The 8,070-nt window shown below is 72.5% G+C and carries 7 protein-coding genes; 4 read left to right on the top strand and 3 right to left on the bottom strand.

What is annotated here, in order from left to right; translation table 11 throughout:
• Positions 1-86: 86 nt before the first annotated feature.
• The gene (locus ACFWPQ_RS49350) at positions 87-2,261 is read right to left on the bottom strand and encodes a LuxR C-terminal-related transcriptional regulator (RefSeq protein WP_384051127.1); all 2,175 of its coding nucleotides are present in this window, start codon (positions 2,259-2,261) and stop codon (positions 87-89) included.
• A 119-nt stretch (positions 2,262-2,380) separates the two neighbouring features.
• Here ACFWPQ_RS49350 and ACFWPQ_RS49345 point away from each other — a divergent pair, with 119 nt between their 5' ends.
• Positions 2,381-3,067 (top strand): esterase/lipase family protein, encoded by a 687-nt coding sequence (locus ACFWPQ_RS49345; RefSeq protein WP_384051121.1) that lies wholly within the window; start codon positions 2,381-2,383, stop codon positions 3,065-3,067.
• A gap of 74 nt (positions 3,068-3,141) precedes the next feature.
• Positions 3,142-3,825, top strand: coding sequence for a class I SAM-dependent methyltransferase (locus tag ACFWPQ_RS49340; RefSeq protein WP_361305918.1), 684 nt, complete (start codon positions 3,142-3,144; stop codon positions 3,823-3,825).
• A 29-nt stretch (positions 3,826-3,854) separates the two neighbouring features.
• Here ACFWPQ_RS49340 and ACFWPQ_RS49335 read toward each other — a convergent pair whose 3' ends face one another.
• Both ACFWPQ_RS49335 and ACFWPQ_RS49330 read right to left on the bottom strand, forming a co-directional pair.
• Positions 3,855-4,229, bottom strand: a complete 375-nt coding sequence (locus ACFWPQ_RS49335; protein WP_189266847.1) for a fic family toxin-antitoxin system, toxin component — start codon at positions 4,227-4,229, stop codon at positions 3,855-3,857.
• 4 nt (positions 4,230-4,233) lie between these two features.
• Positions 4,234-4,485: a toxin-antitoxin system HicB family antitoxin gene (locus ACFWPQ_RS49330; RefSeq protein WP_217551774.1), complete on the bottom strand. Its 252-nt coding sequence runs from the start codon at positions 4,483-4,485 to the stop codon at positions 4,234-4,236.
• Between the two features lie 152 nt (positions 4,486-4,637).
• Here ACFWPQ_RS49330 and ACFWPQ_RS49325 point away from each other — a divergent pair, with 152 nt between their 5' ends.
• Together ACFWPQ_RS49325 and ACFWPQ_RS49320 are read left to right on the top strand one after the other, a co-directional pair.
• Entirely contained in the window at positions 4,638-5,456 is an 819-nt protein-coding gene (locus ACFWPQ_RS49325) for an ABC transporter ATP-binding protein (protein WP_384051116.1), read from the top strand.
• 4 nt (positions 5,457-5,460) lie between these two features.
• On the top strand, positions 5,461-8,028 hold the full coding sequence (locus ACFWPQ_RS49320) for an ABC transporter permease (RefSeq protein ID WP_384051113.1): 2,568 nt from the start codon (positions 5,461-5,463) through the stop codon (positions 8,026-8,028).
• Positions 8,029-8,070 lie beyond the last annotated feature (42 nt).

Raw genomic sequence — 8,070 nt, 5'->3', positions numbered from 1 at the left:
CCCCTTCGGGGGCGCCAGTGGAGCGCCCCTTCAGGGGCGCGGGGAACTGCGCGACCAGCCCCCACACAGCCGCACCCGACCGACGGCTAGGGCGATTCGCCGAGCAGCCGTACCAGTTCGATCCGGGATCGGATCCCCAACCGGCTGAAGACCCCCCGCAGATGGTGGTCGATGGTGCGGGGGCTGAGGTTGAGCCGGTCGGCGATCTCGCGGTTGGTGGCGCCCTCGGCCGCCATCCTGGCGACCATCAGCTGCTGGGCGGTCAGCGCGGCGGCCGGGTCGGGCGCACTGGTGGCAGGTGTCAACGCCGTGCCCAGAGCGCGGAGTTCGGCGCGAGCCTGGGCGGCGCAGTGCGGGGCGCCGAAGGACTCGAAGGCCTCCAGGGCGCTGTGCAGCCGGTCCCGGGCCTCGGTGCGCTGCCGGAGCCGGCGCAGCGCACCGCCGAACAGCAGCTCGGTGCGGGCGCGTTCGAAGTCCCGGGTGCCGCGGGCGTGCAGGTCGAGGGCGGCCCGGTAGTGCTGGACCGCCTCCGTGCCGGGGGCGAGCAGAGCCCGGCAGCGGGCGCTGAGGGCGAGGTCGTCGGGGCTGCGGACGGCGGTGGCCCAGCGGTGGTAGTCGGCGTGCGCGGCGCGGGCGACCCTGGTGTCGCCGGTGCGGACGGCGGCCTCGACGTAGTGCGGGGTGGCCAGGTGCCGGATGGCCCGGTGGCCGTGCCCGGGTCCGAACCCGGCGAGGGCGCGCAGCCGGGCGGCGGCCGCCGGGAAGCGGCCGTTGGTCAGGTCGAGGAAGGCGAGCGCCCACTGGGCGAGGGCGGCGGGCAGGCCCAGTCCGTGGGCCAGGGCGTGCGAGCGGGCGGCCGCCGCGCGCTCCCGGCAGGCCTCCTCGTCGCCGGTGACGGCTGCGAACATGGCGAGCGCGGCCTGGAGATGGCAGGCCCCGTTGTCCTGCCCGGCGGCGTAGGCCTGGCGCAGGGCGTCCTGGGCGGCGGCCTCGGCGGCCCGGGGGCGGCCGGTCCAGAAGTCGGCGTAGGCCCGGAACTCCATGGCCTGTGCTTCCGTCCCGGGGATGCCGCGGGCCCGGGCGGAGGCTGCGGCCCGGAGGGTGGCGGTGACGGTCCGGGTGTGGTCGCCGAGCATCAGCGCGGCGATGCCGGAGTGGATCAGCGGACCCGGGTCGCCGCCGGGCCCACAGCGGCCGGCGGTGCCCTTGAGGAGGACGCGGGCGTCGGCGTAGCGGCCCTCGACGGCGCAGGCGAGTGCGGCGAGGATGCCGGACGGCGGGAGGTCCAGCCACTGGGCGAGGACATGGGCCTCGCGGCAGCGTCTGAGATCGCCGGTGTAGACGGCGGCCTCGGTGGCGAGGGCGAGGAGTTCGACCGCATCGGCGGAACGTTCCTGCCGTACGGCGGCGGTGAGCAGGGCGTCGAAGGCCTCGGCGGCGTGGCCGGCTCTGAGGGCGAGGACGCCGTTGAGGGCGGTGTTGTCGGTACGGGCGGCGAGCCGTCTGGCCCGGTCGGGCTCCCCGGAGCACCAGGCGTCGGCGGCGGCCCGGGCGAGCAGCCGGGCCTCCTCGGCCGGGTCGGGGCAGAGGTCGGCGGCGCGTTCGGCGAGCGCGCGGGCCAGGGCGGGCCGTCCTTCGGCGCGGGCCCGGTCGGCGGCGGTGCGCAGTTCCGCCGCGAGCCGGGCGCTGGGGCCGAGGGCGGCGGCTCCGCGGTGCCAGGAGCGGCGGGTCGTCTCGTCCTTGCCGCCGAGCACCCGGGCGAGCAGCAGGTGGGCCTCACGCCGGTCGGCCGGTGAGGCGGTCTCGTAGGCGGCGATCCGGGTCCAGGGGTCGCGGAAGAACACCCCGCCGGCGCTGGCGTGGGCGATCCCGGCCGCCTCGGCCGCCTCCAGCGGGCGGGTGTCGAGCCGGCCGGCGGTGACCGCGCGCAGGAAGGCGTGGGTGGCCACCGGGTACTGGTCGGCGGCGGCGAGCAGCAACAGCAGCCGGGCCTCGTCGGGCAGGGCGCGGATCTCCCGGCGCAGGGCATGGAGCAACCCCGGTGCCAGTTCGGCCGGTTCGACCGGCAGCGGGTCGGCGCCGGCCGCCTGCCGTTCGGTGAGACGCGGCACGAGTTCGGCCAGGGCGCGCTGATCTTCGTATACGACGCGGAGCACCCGGGCGCGGACGCCCTCGGGGAGCGCCGAAGCCGGGCACGGCCCCGCGTCGGTCGGCTGCGGTGGCGAAGTGCGGTCGAGAGGTGGGGGGTTCACCGGTATCACCACACCAAAGACGTTACTGGCGAGTTAGTTGACTCGTAAAGACTGGCGACTTCACCGATGCGGCGCGCGTAGACCCGTCCTGACACTCCTGAACAACCCCACCCGTTTCAGGAGGCATCATGCAACGCGCCAAGCGTCGCATCGCAACCGCTCTGTCGGCGATTGCCGGTTCGCTCCTTCTGTCCCTCCCCCTGAGTGCCGGCACCGCGCACGCGGCGAGCCACGACCCGATCGTGTTCGTACACGGTCTGAGCAGCGACTCCAGCAGCTGGAACACCTGGATCTCGGACTTCGAGGCGGACGGCTACTCGTCCTCCGAGCTGTACGCGATCTCGTACGACTGGACGAAGTCGAACGTCACCACCGCCTCGACGCTGTCCAGCTACATCCAGTCCGTCCTCTCCAAGACCGGCGCCTCCAAGGTCGACCTGGTGGTGCACTCCATGGGCGCGCTCAACAGCCGCTACTACCTCAAGAACCTCGGCGGGACCTCGTACGTGGACGACTTCGTCTCGGTCGCCGGGGTGAACCACGGGACGAGCGTCGCCTCGCTGTGCGGGTGGCTGTACACGTCCTGCAAGGAGATGACGACCGGCAGCTCGTTCCTGACCGCCCTGAACTCCGGTGACGAGACGCCCGGCAGCGTCTCGTACGCGGCGTACTGGTCGGACTGCGACGCGGCGATCGACCCGGACACCTCGGCGGAGCTGAGCGGGGCGACCAACGTCGACGTGGGCTGCATCTCGCACACCGACATGAACGACGACTACGGCGTCTACCAGCAGGTGCGCAACTTCATCTCGTAGGGCCTGCCGCGGGGGTGCGACGGGCCCGTGCGGGGGACAATCACCGTAGGCCTGCTTCCGTCGGGAGGTCCGTCATGCGGCTGCTGTCCGCCGGCGCCGGGACACCGGTGCGGGATCCCGTCCACCACCCGCTGTTCGCCCGTTTCTACGCCCGCTGCAGCGTGACCGCCGAGACCAGACTCGGCATGGCCGCGATCCGGGAGCGGCTGCTCTCCGGACTGTCCGGGCGCGTGATCGAGATCGGGGCCGGCAACGGGCTCAATTTCGCGCGGTATCCCGGTTCGGTCGCGGAGGTCGTCGCGATCGAACCGGAGCGCACCCTGCGGCAGTTGGCGGCGGACGCCGCCGTGCGCGCCGATGTCCCGGTGGACGTGGTGCCGGGCGCGGCGGAGGCGCTGCCGGTGAAGAGCGAGGCCTTCGACGCGGCGGTGCTGTCCCTGGTGCTGTGCAGTGTCCGGGACGTGCAGCGGGCGCTCGCGGAGGTGCGGCGGGTGCTGCGGCCGGGCGGTGAGCTGCGGTTCTTCGAGCACGGCGTGGGCGGCGGCCCGGCGATGAGGCTCACCCAGCGGGCCCTGGACCGGACGGTGTGGCCGCTGCTGAGCGGCGACTGCCATCTGTCCCGGGACCCGGTCGCCGAACTGCGCGCGGCCGGGTTCGAGCTCGGCCCCTACCGCCGGGTGTTCCTGCCGGAGAACGGCCCTCGGCTGCCCTCCTCGTACTGTGCGCTGGGCGTCGCCCGCAAACCCCCGGAAGCCTGACAGCCCCGTCACGGGCTCGGCCGGACCGGTCACAGGCTCCAGCGGCGCAGTTCCTCCGCGATGTCGGCGACGCCCGCCTCGCCGTTCTTGACCAACCGGGCCAGGTCGCGGACCTGCTCGGGCGAGGTGGCGACCTTGAGGCCGCTGGCGACCAGGTAGGCGTACGCGACCGAGGACGCGAACAGCGCGTTCGAGCGCTCCAGGGCCGGGACGTGGATCAGGAGCTGCAGCAGGGCGGCGGCCCGGGCGTGCGGGGTGTCGTAGACGGGGACGTCGAATATCTCGGCCCGATGCCTGGCGACGGCGGCGATCAGCGCACCCCAGTCGGTGACCTGCGGGTCACCCGGGGTCTTCTGTTCGGCGAGCATGAGGAGCCAGGCGAGGTCGATCGTCAGGTCGCTCAAGGGATCAGTGACGGCCTTCGGTCTTGTCAGACGTGTCGGTACCGTGCGGCTCGCCGAACTCCTCGGCGAAGACGGACTCGTACTGCTTCATGAAATCGGCGGCGGCCTCGACGAACGTGCGGCCCGCTTCACCCGTGTCCTGCATGACCAGTTCCTCTATGTAGCGGTTGACGCTCACACCGCGCGCGAGAGCGCGCTCGCGGGCCGCTTTGGCGGTGCCCTCGTCCACGCGCACGTTCAGCTGGGTCTTCGCCATACCTCGAAGCTAGCGCGACCGCGCTAGCAATGCCAGCGCGCATCGGAATCGAAAAGTGATACCGGCTGTGGGACGGGTCACACTACGCTCGACCCGGACAAAGACCCCGGCAAAGAGGTCGGGTGACCGTCGGGTGAAACGGGGAGGCAGTCTTGTCCACAGCAGCTGCGGAGGCGTCCGCCGCCGACGGGGTCGCGGCCCGTGCGCGCGGGCTGACCAAGGCGTACGGCGCGGGCGAGACGGCGGTGCTCGCACTGGACTCGGTGGACGTGGACATCGCGCGCGGCCGCTTCACCGCGGTCATGGGCCCGTCGGGCTCCGGCAAGTCCACGTTGATGCACTGTCTGGCGGGGCTGGACACGGTGTCGGCCGGTCAGGTCTGGCTCGGCGGCACCGAGATAACCGGGCTGCGGGAGCGCGAGCTGACGCGGCTGCGCCGGGACCGGATCGGGTTCATGTTCCAGTCGTTCAACCTGATACCGACGCTGAACGCGGCCGAGAACATCACCCTGCCCATGGACATCGCGGGCAAGAAGCCCGACGAGAAGTGGCTTGACCAGGTCATCGACACGCTGGGGCTGCGGGACCGGCTCAAGCACCGGCCTGCGCAGCTCTCGGGTGGCCAGCAACAGCGCGTGGCCTGCGCGCGGGCGCTGGCCTCCCGCCCGGAGCTGATCTTCGCCGACGAGCCGACCGGGAACCTGGACTCACGGGCGGGTCTGGAGGTGCTGGGCTTTCTGCGGGAGGCGGTCGACCAGCTCGGCCAGACGGTCGTCATGGTGACCCACGACCCCGGCGCCGCCGCCCACTCCGACCTGGTGCTCTTCCTCGCGGACGGCCGGATCGTGGACCGCATGGAGAGTCCGACGGCCGACGCCGTACTGGAACGCATGCGCCTCTTTTCCGGGGGAGACCCCCAGACCCCCGGGTTCGACGTGGGACGCGGGTCCTCCGGACCCGAGGAGGACTGACCCGGTGCTCAAGGCAACCCTGCGCAGCTTCCTCGCGCACAAGGGACGGCTGATGCTGTCCGCGCTGGCCATCGTCCTGTCCGTGGCGTTCGTCGCGGGCAGCCTGATCTTCTCCGACACCGTCACCCGCACCTTCGACCGGTTGTTCGCCTCCACCTCCGCGGACGTGACGGTGGAGCCGAAGCAGGACCTCAAGTCGTCGGTGCCCACCGGCGCCGTCCAGACCGTGCCGGCCTCGCTCGCGGGCGAGGTGGCGAAGGTCGACGGGGTCGCGGACACCCACGCGGACGTCTCGGTGCAGAACATCGTGGTGGTCGACAGCCACAACAAGTCGGTCGGCCCGACCACCGGCGCCCCGACCATCGCCACCGACTGGTACCTCACCCACCGCAGCCCCGTGAAGCTCACCTCGGGCCACGCCCCGCAGGGCGCCGGCCAGGCGCTGCTCGACGCGGACACCGCCGACAAGAAACACGTCCGGATCGGCGACACGCTGACCGTGCAGGCGCAGCCCGGCACCTTCAAGGTGGAGATCGTCGGCATCGCCACCTTCACCACCACCAACCCCGGTGCGGCCCTGGTCTTCCTCGACCCGGCGGTGGCCGCGAAGGAACTGCTGGGCTCGACGGGCCGGGCCACCAGCATCTCCGTGGACGCGGCGCAGGGCGTGACGGACGCCGAGCTCAAGAGCCGTATCGGCGCCGCGATCGGCACCGGGACGTACGACCTGAAGACCGCCGACGAGCAGGCGAAGTCGTCGGCCGCGGACCTCGGCGGCTTCCTCGACGTCATCAAGTACGTGATGCTGGGATTCGCCGGGATCGCCACCCTGGTGGGCGTCTTCCTCATCGTCAACACCTTCTCCATGCTGATCGCCCAGCGCACCCGGGAACTGGGCCTGCTGCGCGCGCTGGGCGCGGACCGGCGGCAGGTGCGGCGGTCCGTGCTCACCGAGGCGGTGCTGCTGGGCCTGGTCGGTTCGACGCTGGGCCTGGGCGCCGGGGTCGGGCTGGCGTTCGGGCTGATCAAGCTGATGAGCGCGTTCGGGATGAACCTCAAGGCCACCGAGATGGTCATCGGCTGGGGCACTCCGGTCGCCGCGTACGTCGTGGGCGTCGGCGTCACCTTCGTCGCCGCGTACCTGCCCGCCCGGCGCGCGGCGACCGTGTCGCCGATGGCGGCGCTCGCGGACGCCGAGATCGCCGGGATCGGCAAGCCGCTGAAGGTGCGGGCGATCGTGGGCGGGGTCGTCGGGGCGCTCGGGGCGGCGGCCCTCGCGGGCTGCGCCGCGGCCTCGAAGACCGCCTCCGCCGCCTCGCTGCTGGGCCTCGGGGTCGTGCTGAGCCTGATCGCGACCGTCATCGCCGGGCCGCTGCTCGTCCGCCCCGTGATCCGGGTCCTCGGCGGGGCCTTCCCCGCCCTGTTCGGCCCGGTCGGCCGGATGAGCCAGCGCAACGCCCTGCGCAACCCCCGCCGCACCGGTGCCACCGCCGCCGCGCTCATGGTGGGACTGGCCCTGGTCGGCGGGATGTCGGTGGCCAGCGCCTCCATGTCCAAGTCCTTCGACCAGCAGATCGACAAGACGCTGGGCGCCGACTTCGTCGTCCAGAACAGCAACTTCCTGCCGTTCACCCAGGAGATCACCGACAAGGTGCGGGGCACGGAGGGCGTGGGTCTCGTCGTACGGCAGCGGTTCGCGGCGGTGGCGGTACGGCTGCCGGACGGCAAGCGGGTCACCACGACCGCCGCCGGGTACGACCCCCAGGTCGACGAGGTCGCCCATGTCATCTACAAGGGCGGCGACACCGCGGCCGCGCTGGCCGCCGGCAGTCTCGGCATGGACGCCACCTTCGCCGCGGACCACAAGGTGCGCCTCGGCAGCGTGCTCCCGGTCGAGTTCCAGGGCGGGAAGAAGGCCGAGATGAAGGTGGGCGCCCTCACCGACCAGGACGGCAGCAGCGGCTTCGGCACGCAGGGCGGGCTCTTCTTCGGCATCGCCACCGTGGAGAAGTACGTCCCCGGCGGCCAGGACTCCTCGCTGTACGTCAACCGGGCCCCGGGCACCACTGCCGACCAGGTGCGCTCGCGGCTGGAGAGGACGCTGGCGCCGTACCCGCAGGTGCAGGTCCGCGACCAGGCCGACTACAAGAAGCTGGTGCACGACCAGATCGCCGTGCTGCTCTACCTCGTCTACGCGCTGCTCGGCCTTGCGATCGTGATCGCGGTGCTCGGGGTGGTCAACACCCTGGCTCTGTCGGTCGTGGAGCGCACCCGGGAGATCGGGCTGCTGCGCGCGATCGGGCTGGCCCGGCGGCAGTTGCGCCGGATGATCCGGCTGGAGTCGGTGGTGATCGCGGTGTTCGGCGCGGTGCTGGGGCTGGCGCTGGGCCTGGTGTGGGGCGTGTGCACCCAGCAGGTCCTGGCGCTCCAGGGCATGAAGGCGCTCGCCGTCCCGTGGGGCACGATCGTCGCGGTCGTGATCGGCTCGGCGGTGGTGGGCATCGTCGCCGCGCTGCTGCCGGCGTTGCGTGCATCGCGGATGAACGTGCTGGCGGCCATCGCGCACGAATGAGGCATCGCCGGGAATGAGGCGCCGCCGAGGCCGTCCGCGCGG

This window comes from Streptomyces sp. NPDC058464 (assembly GCF_042721035.1).
Taxonomy (GTDB): Bacteria; Actinomycetota; Actinomycetes; order Streptomycetales; family Streptomycetaceae; genus Streptomyces.
The sequence above is the reverse complement of the archived record's forward strand: the minus strand, read 5'-3'. Positions and strand labels throughout refer to the sequence as shown.